Origin of the sequence: Arthrobacter mangrovi, assembly GCF_026011795.1 — a bacterium.
Classification (GTDB): Bacteria; Actinomycetota; Actinomycetes; order Actinomycetales; family Micrococcaceae; genus Crystallibacter; species Crystallibacter mangrovi.
The window spans coordinates 234790-250745 of the sequence record NZ_BRVS01000004.1 but is presented as its reverse complement, the minus strand read 5'-3'; the positions used below and the strand labels follow the sequence as shown (position 1 = coordinate 250745).

Genomic DNA, 15956 nt, shown 5'->3' with positions numbered 1-15956 from the left:
CTTAGCCGTCCACCCGGCGCAGGCGGGACAGCGGGGCCAGCTCGCCCGGGAAGACCTTCTTGACGCCGTCGCCCAGGGCGTCCTGGAGGATGCGGATGTCGCGGATCAGCGCTTCGAAGCCCTTGGGCTCGAGCGAGGAAGCCTGGTCGGAGCCCCACATGGTGCGGTCCAGGGTGATATGGCGCTCCACGGTCACGGCGCCGAGGGCGACGGCGGCGAGGGAGATCTGCAGGCCGCGCTCGTGGCCCGAGTAGCCGACCGGAACCTGGTAGCGCTCCTGCAGTGTGGTGATCATGCGCAGGTTGGCCTCCTCCGGGGGCAGCGGGTAGGTGGAGGTGGCGTGCATCAGGATCAGCTTGTCGGTGCCCAGGGTCTCGACGGCCTTATCGATCTGCTCGATGGTGGACATGCCGGTGGAGAGGATGATCGGCTTGCCGGTCTCGCGCAGGGCGGTCAGCAGTTCGATGTCGGTGACGGAGGCGGAGGCGACCTTGTGGGTCAGCGCGCCGGCTTCTTCCATGAACGCGACCGAGGGGACGTCCCACGGCGAAGCGAAGCAGTGCAGGCCCTTGTCGGCCGCGTGCTGGATCAGCTTCTGGTAGATCGGCATGTCGAACTCGACGCGGTAGCGGTAGTCCAGGTAGGTCATTTCGCCCCACGGGGTGGAGCGCATCTTGTCGCGCATGTCGACCGGGGTGGAGATTTCCGGGGTGCGCTTCTGGAACTTCACGGCGTTGGCGCCGGCGGCGGCAGCAACGTCGATCAGCTGCTTGGCGATCTCGATGTCGCCGTTGTGGTTAATGCCGATCTCGCCGATCACGTAGACGGGCTGGCCGGCGCCGACCTGGACGTCGCCGATGGCTACGGGTGCCGGGGCTCCGGCGGGGGCGGTGGTTTCGGTGGTCATCAGCGAAGCTCTTTCTGTCATCGGGATTGAATTGCTGTGGCTGCCGGTTGGGCTGCCGGTTGTGCGGCCAGGACGCGTTCGCAGATTTCGCGGACCGCGCCCTCGCCGCCGTTGTGCTGCAGCACGACGCGCGCTGCGGCCTTGACCTCGGGCCGGGCATCCGCCACGGCCACCGGCCAACCGACCCGGCCCATGGCAGGCAGGTCATTCACGTCATTGCCCACGAAGGCAACGCGTTCCGGATCAAGTCCGTACGCGGTGATCCATTCGGTCACCGCGGCCGCCTTGTCCGAGACGTCCTGGACGACGTCGACCCCGAGCTTGGTCGCCCGGGCGGTCACCACCGGGTTGGTTTCGGTGGAGAGGATCAGCTGGGGGACTCCGGCGCGGCGCAGCCGGGCCACCCCCATTCCGTCCGAGCGGCTGACCCGGACGAATTCTTCGCCTTGGAAGTTGACCAAGGCATGGTCATCGGTGTGCACCCCGTCGAAGTCCATGACGAGCGCGTCCACGTCGATCCCGGTGGATTCCTGGCGCGAATCCATCGCCCGGACGATCTCCAGGTCCTCGATCGAGTCGATCTCGATGGCGTGCTCCGCCGGGACGACCTGGAACTCGAGACGGCCGAAGAAGCGGTGCCCGCGGGCCACGAACCCTGAAGTGCGCATCGCGTAAAAGGCCCCGGTCTCGCGGTACTGCGGCTCGCGGTCCTGCCGGCGCGGACGGAAGTCGGCGCTGTGGCCGACCGCGGTGACGGCGCCGTCCGCGTCCCTGGCCCAGAGGAAGTTATGGTTCTCTGCGACGGAGAAGGCCACGTCCGCACCGCCGTCGAGCACGGAGGCGATGGCCGCGTCCAGGTCCGCGGAATCGATGAACGGGGAGGTGCACTGCATCAGCACCGTGACCTCGGGCAGGGTGCCGCTGCTCTGGAGGGCGTGCAGCACGGCCGACTCGCTGGTGGCGGTGTCGCCCGAGAGCTCCGCGGGCCGCTCAATGACGCGGGCGCCAAAGCGCTCGGCCTCGAACCGGATGTCCGGCGAATCGGTGCTGACGACGACGTCCGTCACCCGGGCGGCGTTCCGTGCGGCCTCGACGGCACGGGCCACCAGGGAGCGTCCTGCAACGGGTTTGAGGTTCTTGAAGGGGATCCCCTTCGAACCGCCGCGGGCGGGGATCACCACCAGTACTTCGTGGGGGTGGGCATTGCTCATTGGCTCAACCGTAGGGAGGCTCAATGGCCGGACGGTGAGCTAACGGTTACGGGGAGGTGGCCGCCAGTCAACGTTTTGTTAACCTGCGGTGATAACCAGCCGGCGCAAGTAGTGTTGATGCCATGCCCGGGCACTCCTCCCGCCGTCGCCTGCCGCTGCGCATCGTGGTGCCCAGCCGCAATGACCCGCTGCTGAGGCGGTTGACCGAATCGGCCGGTGGCCCGCTGGGGCGCCGCACCGCACCCGGGATCGTCCGGCCCGGCTTCTTCACCGTGGAACGCGTGCTGATCCTGCTGACGACGCTGGCCGCGCTGCTGTCGGTGCTGGCCAAGACGCCGTGCCGGGTGGCTGGCTGGGCGCTGCCCGACTATTTCTACATGGGCTGCTATTCGGATTGGCCGGTGCTGTTCGATTCCCGCGGCCTGGCCGACGGCGTGCTGCCGTTCATAACGCCGGGCAGTTCCTTCGAATATCCCGTCCTGATGGGCCTGCTGGCCGGGGCGACGGCCTTGCTGGTGCCGGGCTCCGGGGCGTCGCCGGAGCGCACCCTGGCCTACTTCGACGTCAATGCCACGTTGGCCGCGGTGGTCTGGATCATCACCGTCATAGCCACGGCCCGGATGAGCCATCGGCGGCCTTGGGACGCGGCGATGATCGCGGTGGCCCCGGGCATCGTGCTGGCCGGCACCGTCAACTGGGACCTCTGGCCGGCGATGGTGCTGGCCCTGGCCATGCTTTGTTTCGCACGGGGGCGGCTGGTGGCGGCGGGCGTGCTGATCGGGCTCGGGGCCGCCCTCAAGGTCTACCCCGTACTGATGCTCGGCGCCGTCCTCCTCCTCGCGATGCGCACGGGCAGGTACCGGCCGCTGCTGGTCACGGGAGGTTCGGCCGCGGCAGCCTGGCTGCTGGTCAACGTCCCCTTCATGGTCTCCGGTTTTGAGTCCTGGTCGCACTTCCTTGGCTATACCCGGGACCGCGAGGCCGGCTATTCATCCCTCTGGTACGCCTACAACGTCACGGCCGAGCGCGGCGGGCTGCCGCAACTGGGGCCGGGCCCGGCGAATACGCTCTCGCTCCTGTTGTTCCTGGCGGCCTGCCTGGCCATCGGGGTGCTGGTCCTCTCGGCTCCGCGCCGTCCGCGGCTGGCCGGCATTGTCTTCCTGGTCGTTTCCGCGTTCGTACTGACCAATAAGGTCTACTCGCCGCAGTTCGTGGTCTGGCTGGTTCCCCTCGCCGCGCTGGCGCATCCGCGCTGGCGCGACTTCCTGCTCTGGCAGTTCTTCGAGGTGCTCCACTGGTGGGCCATCTGGATGTACCTCGGCCGGATCACCAGCGGCGGGGAGCCGCAGCACAACATCGACACTCCCTACTATGTTTTTGCCGTGCTGGGACATATTGCCGCCACGGCATATCTCATGTTCAGGGTGGCCCGCTCCATGCACCAGCCGGAGCATGACGTAGTGCGGCGGCTGGACGTCGATGACCCGCAAGGCGGGCCATTCGATATCGCGCCGGACAGATTTGTGCTGGACTGGCGCTATCGCGCACAACCCATACGCAGCGCGGCGGAGGGAAGGCAGGACTGATGGCACGCGGACAGGTGGCAGTGGTAGGGGCCGGGCCCAACGGACTGGCGGCTGCCGTAATCATGGCCCGGGCCGGGCTGGAGGTCAGCGTCTTCGAGGCCGCCTCCACCCCCGGCGGTGGAGCCCGGACGATGGAACTCATCGAGCCCGGGCACCGGCATGACGTATGCTCCGCCGTGCATCCAATGGCGGTGGCTGCACCGTTCTTCCGCGAGTTCGGCCTGGCCGATCGGGTCGAGATGATCCGCCCCGAAATCGCCTTTGCCCACGTCGTCCGGCCGGACCACGTCGCGTTCGCCTACCAGGATGTCGACCGGACGGCCGAGCGGCTCGGGGTCGACGGCACCGCGTACCGGGCGCTGATGGAACCGCTGGCCAGCCACTCCGCCGAACTGCTGGACCTGACTATGAACCAGCTGCTGCGCGTGCCGCGCCATCCCGTCGCGGCCCTCCGCTATGGACTGGGCACCCTGGAGCAGGGCAGCCCCTGGTGGGATATGCGGTTCAAGGAATACTTCGCTCCGGCCCTGCTCTCCGGGGTGGCCGCCCACACTCCGGGCGGGATCCGGCGGCTGGTCTCGGCGGGCGCGGGGCTGATGCTCGGCTCCCTGGCCCACGCCGTCGGCTATCCGCTCCCGGTCGGCGGTTCGCAGGCGATCATCGACGCGATGGTGCAGGACGTGGCCGCGCACGGCGGCCGCATCGTCACCGGGCACCGGGTGGATTCGCTGGCCGACCTGACCGACGCGGACGCCATCCTGCTGGATACCGCGCCGCAGGAACTGCTCCGGCTGGCTGGCGGCCGCCTGCCCCGCAGCTACACCGCTGCCCTGGATGGCTACAGCTACGGGCCTGGTGCGGCGAAGGTGGACTTCATCCTGTCCGAACCGGTGCCGTGGGCCGAGCCCGACCTCGCCCGAGCCGGCACGGTGCACCTCGGCGGCACGCGCTACGAGGTGGCGGCCTCGGAGCGCGAGATCGCCCGCGGCCGGCACGCCGCCAAGCCCTTCGTGCTGGTCTCCCAGCCCAGCGTCTTCGATTCCACCCGCGCCCCGGCCGGACGGCACATCCTCTGGGCCTACTGCCATGTACCGCAGGGTTCCACGCTGGACATGACCGGCGTGATCACTGCACAACTGGAGGAAGCGGCGCCGGGCTTCTCCGACGTCGTTGTCGCCTCCCGCGGCATGAGCGCCATGGACTACCAGGCCTACAACCCCAACTACGTGGGCGGGGACTTCGGCACCGGCGCCGTGAATATCCGCCAGCTGCTGGCGCGTCCCGTTGCCGGGACCAAGCCCTGGAAGACCCCGCTCGGCGGCGTCTACCTCTGCTCCGCCGCCACTCCGCCGGGCCCGGGGGTGCATGGCATGGCCGGCTACCACGCGGCCCGTCAGGCGCTGGAGGACGTCTTCGGCCTGCCCATGCCTTCGCTGAAACCGTAGCTTTCGGCATCGGTCAGCGGGCTATCGATTGCGGCGCCGCGAGCCGGCCGTCGCGCATGCTCGCCTCGGCGTCCGTGAACTGCACGTATTCGGTGTCGTGGGTGACCAAGAGGGTCGCCAAATTGTACTCGCGGGTCACCTGGACCAGTAGCCGGACGATAGCCTCGGAGCGCTCATGGTCCAGCGCGGCGGTGGGTTCGTCCACCAGCAGGACCCGCGGGCGGCCCATCAGCGCGCGGGCAATGTTCACCCGCTGGCGCTGCCCGCCGGAGAGCTCGTGCGGGCGTCGGCCCGTGGAGCCGACAAGACCCACCCGGTCCAGCAGATCCCGGGCCCGGGCCGCCGACTTCGGCGGGGCTTCGCCGCGGATATGGCCGGCAAGCTGCAGCTGCTCCAGCGCCGTGAGCGAAGGGAGCAGGTTCGGCTGCTGGAAGACGATGCCGATGCCCTCCCTTCTGAGCGCGGCGGTCTCGCTGGCCGGGAGCGCCCCGGTGTCGATCCCCTGGAACAGGACCCGGCCGGCGGTGGGCCGGACCAAGGTGGCGGCGACGGCCAGGAGCGAGGACTTTCCGGAGCCCGAGGGGCCGGTCAGGGACATGATCCGGCCGGCCCGGAGGGACAGGCTAACGCAATCCAAGGCCTTGATGCTGCCGGAGCCGTCCGGGTATTCCAGCGTGGTGTCGATGAGGGTGAGGGCGGGAATCATAGGTGCCTCCTTGGCATAGCACGTTGGTCAGTTGCCGCCGAGGGCGGTGAGGGGGTCGACGGCGGTGACGCGGCGGACGGCGAGGGCCGCGCCGGCCATTCCGAGCAGGATGATGACGGTGATCGGCACCAGCGTGCTGGCGGCGGTGAGCAGGAAGGGCGCGGACTGCCCGGCGAGAAGGCCGCCCAGCACCCCGGCCAGCCCGCCGGCTGCGGCCCCGGCACCGAGAACCAGCCCGGCCTGGGCCAGGGCATCCCGCAGCAGGTAGCCGTTGGTCGCGCCCATCGCCTTGAGGACCGCGATGTCGCGGGTGCGCTGGATGGTCCAGACCGTCAGGAAGGCGACGATGACCAGCGCCGAGATGCCGTAGAGGAAGCCTTGCATCAGCAGCAGGGAGCCGTTTTCGCTCTTGAACGATCCCAGCGCCTGGAAGGAACCGGTGACGGAGGCCGTCACGGTGTTGGCCGCCCTGTTCGCCGCCTGCGCGGCGGTCCCTTCCGGCTTGCCGTCGGCGAGCTCCACCGCCAGCGCGGTGGCGATCGGTCCCGAGGAGGCACCGCCGTCGTCAATGTGCGCAATGCGCTGCCAGTCCGAGAGGGAGGTCCAGGCCACCGGAGTGTGCGAGTACCACTGGTCTTCGGCGATGGCTGCGATCTCGAAGGTCCGGCCGCCGAGCTCCACGGAGTGCCCGGCGGCTGCGTCCAGTTCCTCCGCGGCCGTCCGGCTAAGGACCAGTGCGCCGTCCGCCACCTCTGCGGGAGCGAGCCGGCCGCCCGGAACGGCGCCGAAAACCGCGACGCTGGCGGAGCCTCGGGCGGACAGGCGGGTCTGTGCGATGCCGAACGGTTCCGCGTGCATCACCCCGCGGCTGCCCTGCCACGCCTGCAGCTGCGCCGCCGTCACCTCGGACTCTGTGTAGGAGGCCTCGGGGGCGCTGCCTTCCGGGGCTCCGAAGACGACGGCGTTAGCGGCGGGGGCCAGGTTGGCGATGGCAGAGACGGACTGGTTGCCGAGACCGGCGGTGAGGCCCGAGAGCATGACGAGCAGCAAAGTTATGAGGGCGACGACGGCGCCCATCAGGGCGAAACGGCCCTTGGCGAACCGGATGTCCCGCTGTGCCAGGAACACGGCAGTACCTTCTTTCGGTGAGCGACTGGCGGGATCTCCGCAGCCGTTACCAGCCTGCCGTGCGCGCCGGGCGGGCACATCGGGCAGGCGGCTGGTCCCGCGGCGCCGGGTGGTTGATCCGGTAATCAACCGAATGGTGGATGCCCGGTCCGGCAGCGCTGGATACGCTGGGAGGATGGCTGACCCGATCGTGCACGCGGAGCGGCGGGCGGATCCTGCGCGCCCGGTGCCGGGACCGGCGGAACCGTCGGCCGGATTCGGATCCGCCGAACCGGCGTCCGCCGGCGCCCTCGTCCTGCGGGTGCTGCGGGTCGGGCTCCACGTCGGCTTTGCCGGGCTGCTGGCCTTCGGTGCTGTCCTTACCGTGGCCTCCGCGCCGCATGCACCGCAGAGCTGGCTTGCCCTGGCGCTCGCCGCCCTGCTGGCGGTCGTGTACCTCGCGGGGACGCTGGCGGAGAAGCGGCACAGCGCGGGGGGAACGGGCCCCGATCCTGCCCGCTATGCACCCTGGTGGCTGGCGGCGGTCACGCTGCTGTGGGCCGCGCTGGTGGCCATTAGCGGGGACTTCGCCTGGCTGGCCTTCCCGCTGTTCTTCCTGCACCTGCATGTGCTCAGGACCGCCCACGCGGTGTTCGCGGTCGGCGTGCTGACCGGCGTCGTAATGGCTTCCCAGTGGTGGCACCACGGCGGGTTGGAGCCCGCCATGGTGATCGGGCCCATGGTCGGCGCTGTATTCGCCGTGTTCATGGGCATGGCGTACCGGGCGCTGTATCTGGACGGCCGGAACCAGCGGCGGGCGCTCGCGGAACTGCACAGCACCCGCGCGGAGCTCGCCCGGTCCCAGCACGAGGCCGGGGTGCTCGCCGAACGCGGACGGCTGGCAGCGGAGATCCACGACACGCTGGCCCAAGGGCTCTCGAGCATTGTCCTCGTCTCCCGCAGTGCGGCGGCGGAACTCGCCGCCGGGCGGGCGGAGGCCGCGGCCGGCCAGCTGGACCTGATCGGCGCTACGGCCGCAGAGAACCTGGCCGAGGCCCGGCGCTTCCTCCGTGGCCTGTCCTCCCCGCAGCTGCTGCCGCGGCCGGACGGCGGCAGCGCGCTGGAGCAGAGCCTGGCCAGGCTTTGCGCGGCTACGGAGCGCCGGGCCGCCGCTCTTGGTGTCCGGCTGGCCTGCCGGTTCAGCCAGGAAGGGGACGGCGAACCGCTGCCTCCGCCCTACGAGGTCGCCCTGCTGCGTGCCGCCCAGGCGAGCCTCGCCAACGTGCTGGCCCACGCCCGCGCGAGCACCGCCGTCGTTACCCTTAGCTACCTCGAGGAGGACGTCACCTTGGACATTTACGACGACGGCAGGGGCTTTGATCCGCAGGCCGTATCCGCGCGGGTTGACGGCTGCGGGTACGGGCTGCCCTCGCTGCGGGAGCGGGTTGCCGCACTGCACGGGAGCCTGCAGGTCGAGTCGGCCCCCGGGGAGGGGACCGTGGTTGCCGTGCGGCTCCCGCTCCGGAACGGGCCCGAGGCTGCCGGATGAGCGTGCGGATCCTGCTGGTCGACGACCATCCGGTAGTGCGGGCCGGGCTGCGCGCCATGCTCTCCGGATTCGAGGGCATGGCGGTGGTGGCCGAGGCTGCGGACGGTGCCGGCGCGCTGCGCGAGATCGACCGGCTCGCGGCAGTCGGCGAAGCCGCCGACGTGGTGCTGATGGACCTGCAGATGGGCGACGGCATGGACGGCGTGACCGCGACCGCCCGGATCCGCGACCACGCCGCAGCCGGCCGGCCCGGCCCGCCCGTGCTGGTGCTGACCACCTATGACACGGACGCCGATATCCTCGCCGCGGTCGAAGCCGGGGCCGCCGGCTACATGCTCAAGGACGCCGAGCCGGAGAAGATCCGGGAGGCCGTGCTGGCCGCCGCTTCGGGCGCAACCGCCTTGGCGCCGGAGGTGGCCGCCCGGCTGCTGGGCCGGATCCGGAATCCGCGGCCGGCCCTGAGCGCACGCGAGGTCCAGCTGGTCGAGCTGCTCGCCACCGGCATGGCCAACAGGGAGATGGCCCGGGCGCTGTTCATCTCCGAAGCGACCGTCAAGACCCACCTGGTCCACATCTACGCCAAGCTCGGCGTGGACAACCGCACCGCGGCGATCGCGGAAGCCTCCCGGCGCCGAATCATCCGGAGCCGCTGAGGCAGCGCAGCACCTCACAGGGCCACCCGTCCTGGGAACCGCTGTCGGGTAGCGCCGCTCACCGCCCCACGTAGGCGAGCAGCGCGGTGAGCGCGGCGGCCGTCCCGTGTGCGATGGCTGCCTCGGCGTCCGGAGCGAAGCCGGGGTGGTGGTTGCCTGGGGGCATTTTCCCGTCCTCGAACTGTTCAGGCGGGAACGCGCCGAAGGCCCAGAAGACCACGGGTACACCGATTGCGTCGCCGAGCCAGCCGGCGTCCTCCGAGCCCCTGCCGAGCGGGGCGCTGACGATCGACTCTTCGCCGAAGGCCTCGCGGAAGGCGGACGTCACCCGCTCGGTGTGCCCGGCGTCGTTGAAGAGCCGCGGGAAGCGGTTGATCTCCACGATGTCAGGCTCGCCGATCCCGGACGCGGCGGCCTCTGCGCTGATGATCCGCCGGATGGCGGCGAGGACCTGGAGGCGGGTCTCCTCGTCCGGCGTGCGGACGTTGAGGCTGAACTCGGCGGTCTCCGGAATGATGTTCTCCTTCAGCCCCGCATGGAACGTCCCGACCGTCACCACGGCCGGCTTAGTGGGCGAAAGCTCGCGCGAGACGATGGTCTGCAGGCGCAGGACCATGGCTGCCGCCGCGACGATCGGATCGATCGATTTCTCCGGCTGCGAGCCGTGCGCCTGGCGGCCGCGGACCGTGATGCGCCACGAGTCGGCAAGGCTGGCCATGTGCCCGGGGCGAAGCGTCACGGTGCCGGACCGCTGGGGCATGACGTGCTGGGCCAGGACAACTTCCGGACGGGGTGCACGGTCCCAGAGTCCGTCGTCGACCATGGCTTTGGCTCCCGCCGCGGTTTCCTCGGCGGGTTGGAAGAGGAGGACGACGGTACCGGCCCAGGTGTCGCGGTTGGCCGCGAGGTACGCGGCGGCGGCGAGGGCGTCCGTGATGTGGGTGTCGTGGCCGCAGCCGTGCATGACCGGGGCGGTGCTGCCGTCCGGAAGGGTCCCCGTCGCGGTGCTCGCGTAGCCCAGCCCGGTCTCCTCGGCAATCGGCAGGCCGTCGGTGTCGGCGCGGAAACCGATGACCGGCCCCTCGCCGTTGCCTAAGAGTCCGACGACGCCGGTCCCGCCGCTGCGGAAGTGCTCGATGCCGAGCTCGTCGAGGCGCCGCTCGATGGCCGCGGCGGTCCGGTACTCCTGGGACGACAGCTCCGGCGCGCGGTGGAAGGCCTTGTACAGCTCGAGGTGCTCGGCGAGGAAGCCGGGGGAGACCGTGATGCGGGGGGCGAGGGGGACGGTGTCAGCCTGTGCCATAGGAGGCCTCTCGGAATGGTGGCTGGGACGTCAGTGGCCGATGGACTGCGGCGCGGCTGGCGGACCCTCCGTGCGCTTCCGGAGGAACCAGGCGGCGACGATCGCGATGACGACGGCCGAGGCGGTGGCCAGGTTCGCCAGCGCCGGGACCAGCGGAACGACGACGAACACGAGGAGCGCCGCAATGACAGCGGCAATGACGGTGATGCGCACGTTCTTCATCGTGACGACGGCCTGGACCGTCACGGCACCGAACACCGCCGGAAGGATGTAGAGCCGCGCGATGGCGACGAGGTCCGGCGGCATGGCTGCAAGAAGCAACGTGCCGAGGATGCCCACGAGGACCACGAGCGTGATGAGGTGGATGAACGCCGCGCCGATGATCGCGGCGCCCGCGATGAGTTCGGCACGGCGCGTCCCGGGTTTCTCGCCCAGGTCGGTCTGGGCGATGAGGGCCGCCGGCAGCAGCTTGTTCGCGATGTTGCCGATCATGAACGCCTGGTACATCGCGGAGCGCCCGAGGATCGGATAGTAGGCAATCGGCTCGACGACCGCGATGACGCCGAAGGTCACGATGACGAGGCCGACGGCCTTCCACAACTCTGCGGCGGTGATACCCAGTCCGGTGCCGAAGGCGACGAAGAGTGCGGCGCCGAGGGAGACGAGGAAGCCGAGCGCCAGGGTGATGGGGCCCCAGATGGACGTGGTGCGGTCGAACTGGGCGAGCCCTGTCAGCGGCGCGTTGCTGGTTCGCGATGACATGTGGTTTCCTGGCCTCTCACGTGGCGGTCATGAAATAGGCGACGGCCAGGGCCACGACGATCGCGATCCCGAGCCCCCACTCGTGCAGCCATGACTTCTTGAGGTACTTGGCCCCGAGCAGGCACAGGCCCATCACGGCGGCCGAGACGAGCAGGGTCACTAGATGGACCGGCGACTTCACCGTCTCGGCGAAGGCGAGGGTGAAGAACGCCGCGAGCAGGGCCGCCGCGGGCACGACGGTCATGACCGCCGGATTCACCCTGCGCAGGGCCTTGTCGCCCCTGGACAGGATCGGGGTGAGGATGAGCGCCGTGACCATCCACACGAGTCCCCCGAGCGTCATTGCGGCGAAGCCGATTGCGAAGACCTTCTGCGTGTAGGTCGGACCGCCGAGCTGGGCGCCCTGGGTTCCGGCCGCGAGGCCCGCGGCCGCGACATCGAAGGCAGCCGAACCCACCAGGCCGATGCGGGTCAGCACCGCCGGGGTGCCGAACAGCGGCAGCAGGGAGACCGCCACCAGCGCGACGGCCAGCGAGGGACCGATGGCCGCCACGGCGCCTGCACGGACGGCGCGGCCCACCTGCCGATCGGTCAGGCGGGCCTCCGCGCCGGCCTTGCGGATGGCCCGGAGGTAGATCACCGACTGCAGGATGATGACGGCGAAGACACCGGCCGCCGCCACCCACAGCACGGGGTGGAAGGCCACCGGCAGGATCTCGGTCGAGTTGGGGTCTATCACAGCAGGATGCATAACGCGCTCCCAGGATGGTCCAGACCGTTTCCGGTTGTATCAATGAAGCGCGCCGGAATGTCCGCAGGTCAACACCTCGAGGCGACTTTCGGCTCTGGAGGCGCGCGTCCGAGCGGGTAGTCTGCCACAGGGGCGGGTTATCCCCGCCACCAGCCATGACGGTTACCAACGGACAATACGACGGCGGCGCTTGGGCCGCGGACAGGAGGACCGGATGCGCCTGGGTACGGTGCGGCGGGACGGGACCACGCAGGCCTTCCGGCAGGACGAAGCCGGCACGGCCTACCTTCCCGCCAAGGATGTCGGCGAGCTGCTGGCCCGCAGTGACTGGAGGAACGTGGCGGGAGAGCCGGGACCGGCGCCGGACGCCAATGAGCTGGCCATGCCCATCCTGCGGCCCGGCAAGATCCTCTGCGCCGGACTCAACTACTACGCGCACGCCGAAGAGGTCGGGCAGGAGGTCCCGAAGTACCCGACCATCTTCACCAAGTTCCACAACTCCCTGGTGGGCCCGGCGGACGACGTCGTCATGCCGCAGGCCAGCAGCAAGATCGACTGGGAGGCCGAGCTGGCCGTCGTCATCGGCCGGGCCGTGCGTAAGGCGGACGAGGCGGAGGCGAAGGACGCCATCGCCGGCTACACCGTGATGAACGACGTTTCCGTCCGTGACTGGCAGGGCCGCACGTCCGAGTGGTTCCAAGGCAAGAACTGGGACCGCATGACCCCGGTCGGTCCCGTCGTCGTTACCGCAGACGAACTGGACCCGGAGAAGGGCCTGGCGGTCGAATGCGAGCTCGACGGCGTGCAGAAGCAGTCGGGCACCACGGCGGACCTGATCTTTTCCTGCGCCACGCTGGTCTCCTATATCAGCCAGTTCATGACTTTGGAGCCGGGCGACCTTATCGCAACCGGCACGCCGGCCGGGGTCGGGCTTGCGCGCAGGCCTCGCGAATGGATTCCGGCCGGGGCGGAACTGGTCACGCGCATCGAAGGGATCGGCGAGCTGCGGAACCGCTGCGTGCCGGAGGAATAATCCGAACGAAACGTGAATCAGGAGGAGACTCGCGGCGCGTTAAAGTGACGCATCAATAACAATTTGTCGGAGCCGGGCCATACTATCGGGTCTATGGGACAGCCACGGCTTTTCGGGCGGGATGAGGAGCTCGCGCACTGGCATGCGCTGGCCGCCTCGGTGGCCGCCGGCCGGGATGCGGAGCTGATCATCAGCGGGCCCTCCGGGATCGGCAAGACTTCCGTGCTGGACGCCATCTGCACCGATGCCGCCTCGCGGGGCTGGAAGGTCCTGCGCGCCACCGGCGATGCGCGGCGGCAGCTGCCCGGGGCCATGTTGTGGCAATGGTTCGCGCCGCTGGTCCAGCGGATTCCCGCCGGCTCCGCGCCCTTCGACGGGCAGGGCGCCATGCTGCACAAGTTCGTCGCCTCGACCGGCGTGCCCGCGGAACGTGATGCCCTCAGCTATTCCGCCGCGTGGGTGCTGCGGTCCCGCAGCCAGACGCGGCCCATCGTGGCGGCCGTGGATGACGCCCAGTGGCTGGACGAGCTCTCGCTCGCAGTGCTGCTGGACATCGGCAGCCTCCTGATCGACGTACCGGTGCTGCTCCTGCGCGGCGTGCGGACGGGGCCGGGCGCGGAGCACCCGGAGGGGCTGGACACCGCGGACCTGCTTCGGGTGAACGGCTCGCAGACCGGCAAGGAAAGCGTGTCCGGCGTGCCGCTGCACTGGCAGCTGAAGCCGCTGACCTCCGGCGCGATCGAGTCCTGGATCATGGAACGCCAGGCCACCGCGGCCCGGGTCAACGCAGAACGGGTGCAGGCAGCCAGCGGCGGCGTGCCGTTCTTCGTCGAGGAGCTGCTGGAGCGTGACGTCGCCGCGGCCCCGCCGGAGGATACCGGAAGCGAGGAGAGCGTCCTCCGGGAGCGCCTCCGCCGGCTGGCGGAGGAGGAGCGCGCGGTGCTGAGCGCCGTCGTCGTACTGGGCAAAGACGCCACAATGCCGCGGCTGAAGGCGATGGCCAAGCCCCAAGGGGAGAGCCTCGGCGCGGTCCTCGACCGCCTCCGCAGTGAACGTTTCCTCGCGGCGGCCAAGCCGAGGCCGGCCATCCAGCACGCGCTGGTGGGCGAGGCGCTGCTCGCCGACCTGGGGAACGAGGTTCCGAGGCTGTACCGCGATGCCGCGGGGCTCCTGATGGCGGAGGGAGCAGATCCCGCGCTGGTCGCCGGCTACCTGCTCAAAGCGGAGCCGGACGGGAACCTGGACGGCGTCCGGGCGCTGCTGGCCGCTGCCGGACGGGCCCGCCGGCAGGGGGCCCACGCTCTGGCCGCGCAGTACTGCGAAAGGGCGATGGCGGAGTCCCGCCTGCCCCGGGAGCTGCAGCGTGAACTGCTCATCGAGGCGGCACATTCCTACGCCGGCAGCGGGCGGCTGGAGGAGGCGGAGAAGTGCGGCCTCGCGGCGCTCGAACTGTCCGGCAGCATTGCCGAGCGCGTGGAACTGCTGCTGGAAGGCGCCGTTACCCTCTACGACGTCAACCAGGTGGAACGCGCCTCCAAGTACTTCGCCCAGGCCCTGCAGGAAGTGGAACAGGATCCGGAGCCGGATCCGGAATTACGGCGGCGGGTGGTCGCCCTGGCCAGCGGTGCGGGCTTCCAGCAGATGCAGGTGGCCGAGCGGTACTCCGCCGAACTCACCGGGATCCTCGCCCAGGATCCTTCCGAGGACGGCCCGGGGGACCGCCTGCTGCTCGCCCAGGAGGCACTGCGGCTGGCCATCACGGGAGAAAATGCGGAGCTCAGCGGGGAGCTGGGTGTGCGGGCCTACGGCAAGGGCCGGGTGCTCGCGGAAAACGGGGCCGAATCCAACATCATCAACTACGTCACCGGATCGCTCAACGCCGGCGAGCGGGACGCGGAGGCGCTTGAACTGCTGGATGCGGCGATCGCCGAGGCCCGGGCCAATTCCTCGGTCATGGCGCATGCCACGCTCGCCTACTGCCGCGGTTCGGTCCACCTGAACCGCGGCCGGCTGCGGCTTGCCCAGGTGGACCTGGAAGCCAGCCTGCGGGCGGCGGAGAGCGGCTGGCGCACCTACCTCGAGGTCGCCGCCTTCCTGCTGGCCAGCGTGTACGCCGCCCGGGACGACCTCGAGGCCGCGGATGCGCTCCTGCCGCGGATTCCGCTGGAGCAGGACCGGGTTCCGCTGGTGCAGGCCATGGCGCTGCAGCTGCACGGGACGGTCAGGGCAGCGCACGGGGACCACGCGGCAGCGCTGGAGCACTTCACGACGGCGATGGACCTTGCGCCGGGACTGGGTCCGACGTTGAATGCCTGGAACCGCAGCGCCATCGAGTCCGCCGCGCGGAGCGGCCAGATCGAATATGCCGCCGCGGTGGCCGAGGAGGAGCTCGAACGGGTGCGGGCGTTCGGCGCTCCCCGACTCACCGGCGAGACGCTGCGCGTGGCGGCCCTCGCCCAGCCGGCCGACGCGGCACTGCCCATGCTGCACGAGGCCATCCGCCTGCTCGAGGCACACGAGGGGCGGTACGCGCAGGCCCTCGCGCTCGCGGACCTGGCGGAGACCTGCCTGCTGGGCGAGGACCGCGCCTTCCTGTCCGCCCACCGTCAGGAAGGAATCGGCGCGGCCCGCAAGGCGCTGGTGCTCGGCAACCGGATCGGTGCCGTTGCGGTGGCACGCCGGATGGGTACCCTCCTGTCGGGCCAGGAGGCGCAGCTGCCGCTGCTCGCCGAGAACAAGGCGGACAGGCTCACCGCGGCGGAGTTCCGGGTCTGTTCCCTGGCCGCCAAGGGCATGACCAACCGGCAGATCGCCGCCGAACTCTTCATCACCATCAAGGCGGTGGAGTGGCACCTCTCCCGGTCCTATCCGAAGCTGGAAATTTCCTCGCGCAAACAGCTCGGGCCGGCGATGGACGCGCGGGACTAGCAGCCGGCCCGGCCG

Annotated in this window: 13 protein-coding genes; 6 read left to right on the top strand and 7 right to left on the bottom strand. The window is 70.1% G+C overall.

Going from position 1 to position 15956, the window contains the following annotated elements; all coding sequences use genetic code 11:
• Nucleotide 1: 1 nt before the first annotated feature.
• Both AHIS1636_RS05245 and AHIS1636_RS05240 read right to left on the bottom strand, forming a co-directional pair.
• Complete coding sequence (locus tag AHIS1636_RS05245; RefSeq protein WP_264794757.1) at nucleotides 2-907, bottom strand: N-acetylneuraminate synthase family protein; 906 nt, start codon at nucleotides 905-907, stop codon at nucleotides 2-4.
• Nucleotides 908-924: 17 nt separating this feature from the next.
• On the bottom strand, nucleotides 925-2118 hold the full coding sequence (locus AHIS1636_RS05240) for an acylneuraminate cytidylyltransferase (protein ID WP_264794756.1): 1194 nt from the start codon (nucleotides 2116-2118) through the stop codon (nucleotides 925-927).
• Nucleotides 2119-2240: 122 nt separating this feature from the next.
• On the opposite strand from AHIS1636_RS05240, the gene AHIS1636_RS05235 reads away from it, so the two are divergent.
• Complete coding sequence (locus AHIS1636_RS05235) at nucleotides 2241-3704, top strand: glycosyltransferase family 87 protein (protein WP_264794755.1); 1464 nt, start codon at nucleotides 2241-2243, stop codon at nucleotides 3702-3704.
• Nucleotides 3704-5149 (top strand): phytoene desaturase family protein, encoded by a 1446-nt coding sequence (locus AHIS1636_RS05230; protein ID WP_264794754.1) that lies wholly within the window; start codon nucleotides 3704-3706, stop codon nucleotides 5147-5149. Before AHIS1636_RS05235 ends, AHIS1636_RS05230 begins: the two co-directional genes overlap by 1 nt.
• Before the next feature lie 13 nt (nucleotides 5150-5162).
• Here the strand turns inward: AHIS1636_RS05230 and AHIS1636_RS05225 are convergent, their stop codons facing one another.
• A complete protein-coding gene (locus AHIS1636_RS05225) occupies nucleotides 5163-5855 on the bottom strand; it encodes an ABC transporter ATP-binding protein (protein ID WP_264794753.1) in 693 nt (230 codons plus the stop codon).
• A gap of 27 nt (nucleotides 5856-5882) precedes the next feature.
• Nucleotides 5883-6983 (bottom strand): ABC transporter permease, encoded by a 1101-nt coding sequence (locus AHIS1636_RS05220; RefSeq protein ID WP_264794752.1) that lies wholly within the window; start codon nucleotides 6981-6983, stop codon nucleotides 5883-5885.
• 175 nt (nucleotides 6984-7158) lie between these two features.
• On the opposite strand from AHIS1636_RS05220, the gene AHIS1636_RS05215 reads away from it, so the two are divergent.
• Nucleotides 7159-8511 carry a sensor histidine kinase gene (locus AHIS1636_RS05215; protein WP_264794751.1) on the top strand — a complete coding sequence of 451 codons (1353 nt, stop codon included), beginning with the start codon at nucleotides 7159-7161 and terminating at the stop codon, nucleotides 8509-8511.
• Entirely contained in the window at nucleotides 8508-9164 is a 657-nt protein-coding gene (locus AHIS1636_RS05210; RefSeq protein WP_264794750.1) for a response regulator, read from the top strand. The genes AHIS1636_RS05215 and AHIS1636_RS05210 overlap by 4 nt, the downstream gene beginning before the upstream one ends.
• Before the next feature lie 58 nt (nucleotides 9165-9222).
• Here the strand turns inward: AHIS1636_RS05210 and AHIS1636_RS05205 are convergent, their stop codons facing one another.
• Genes AHIS1636_RS05205 through AHIS1636_RS05195 form a run of 3 tightly spaced genes read right to left on the bottom strand, consistent with a single transcriptional unit; the run spans nucleotide 9223 to nucleotide 11980 of the window.
• Nucleotides 9223-10467 (bottom strand): amidohydrolase, encoded by a 1245-nt coding sequence (locus AHIS1636_RS05205; RefSeq protein ID WP_264794749.1) that lies wholly within the window; start codon nucleotides 10465-10467, stop codon nucleotides 9223-9225.
• A 30-nt stretch (nucleotides 10468-10497) separates the two neighbouring features.
• Nucleotides 10498-11229, bottom strand: a complete 732-nt coding sequence (locus tag AHIS1636_RS05200) for a hypothetical protein (RefSeq protein ID WP_264794748.1) — start codon at nucleotides 11227-11229, stop codon at nucleotides 10498-10500.
• A gap of 16 nt (nucleotides 11230-11245) precedes the next feature.
• A complete protein-coding gene (locus tag AHIS1636_RS05195) occupies nucleotides 11246-11980 on the bottom strand; it encodes a DUF5058 family protein (RefSeq protein ID WP_264794747.1) in 735 nt (244 codons plus the stop codon).
• Between the two features lie 214 nt (nucleotides 11981-12194).
• On the opposite strand from AHIS1636_RS05195, the gene AHIS1636_RS05190 reads away from it, so the two are divergent.
• Nucleotides 12195-13013, top strand: a complete 819-nt coding sequence (locus tag AHIS1636_RS05190) for a fumarylacetoacetate hydrolase family protein (protein WP_264794746.1) — start codon at nucleotides 12195-12197, stop codon at nucleotides 13011-13013.
• 93 nt (nucleotides 13014-13106) lie between these two features.
• Complete coding sequence (locus AHIS1636_RS05185; RefSeq protein WP_264794745.1) at nucleotides 13107-15941, top strand: helix-turn-helix transcriptional regulator; 2835 nt, start codon at nucleotides 13107-13109, stop codon at nucleotides 15939-15941.
• The last annotated feature ends 15 nt before the right edge of the window (nucleotides 15942-15956 follow it).

Coding starts and splice junctions, on each gene's coding strand:
- AHIS1636_RS05245 (WP_264794757.1), bottom strand. CDS start 907: ATGACCACCGAAACCACCGCCCCCGCCGGAGCCCCGGCACCCGTAGCC.
- AHIS1636_RS05240 (WP_264794756.1), bottom strand. CDS start 2,118: ATGAGCAATGCCCACCCCCACGAAGTACTGGTGGTGATCCCCGCCCGC.
- AHIS1636_RS05235 (WP_264794755.1), top strand. CDS start 2,241: ATGCCCGGGCACTCCTCCCGCCGTCGCCTGCCGCTGCGCATCGTGGTG.
- AHIS1636_RS05230 (WP_264794754.1), top strand. CDS start 3,704: ATGGCACGCGGACAGGTGGCAGTGGTAGGGGCCGGGCCCAACGGACTG.
- AHIS1636_RS05225 (WP_264794753.1), bottom strand. CDS start 5,855: ATGATTCCCGCCCTCACCCTCATCGACACCACGCTGGAATACCCGGAC.
- AHIS1636_RS05215 (WP_264794751.1), top strand. CDS start 7,159: ATGGCTGACCCGATCGTGCACGCGGAGCGGCGGGCGGATCCTGCGCGC.
- AHIS1636_RS05210 (WP_264794750.1), top strand. CDS start 8,508: ATGAGCGTGCGGATCCTGCTGGTCGACGACCATCCGGTAGTGCGGGCC.
- AHIS1636_RS05205 (WP_264794749.1), bottom strand. CDS start 10,467: ATGGCACAGGCTGACACCGTCCCCCTCGCCCCCCGCATCACGGTCTCC.
- AHIS1636_RS05200 (WP_264794748.1), bottom strand. CDS start 11,229: ATGTCATCGCGAACCAGCAACGCGCCGCTGACAGGGCTCGCCCAGTTC.
- AHIS1636_RS05195 (WP_264794747.1), bottom strand. CDS start 11,980: ATGCATCCTGCTGTGATAGACCCCAACTCGACCGAGATCCTGCCGGTG.
- AHIS1636_RS05190 (WP_264794746.1), top strand. CDS start 12,195: ATGCGCCTGGGTACGGTGCGGCGGGACGGGACCACGCAGGCCTTCCGG.
- AHIS1636_RS05185 (WP_264794745.1), top strand. CDS start 13,107: ATGGGACAGCCACGGCTTTTCGGGCGGGATGAGGAGCTCGCGCACTGG.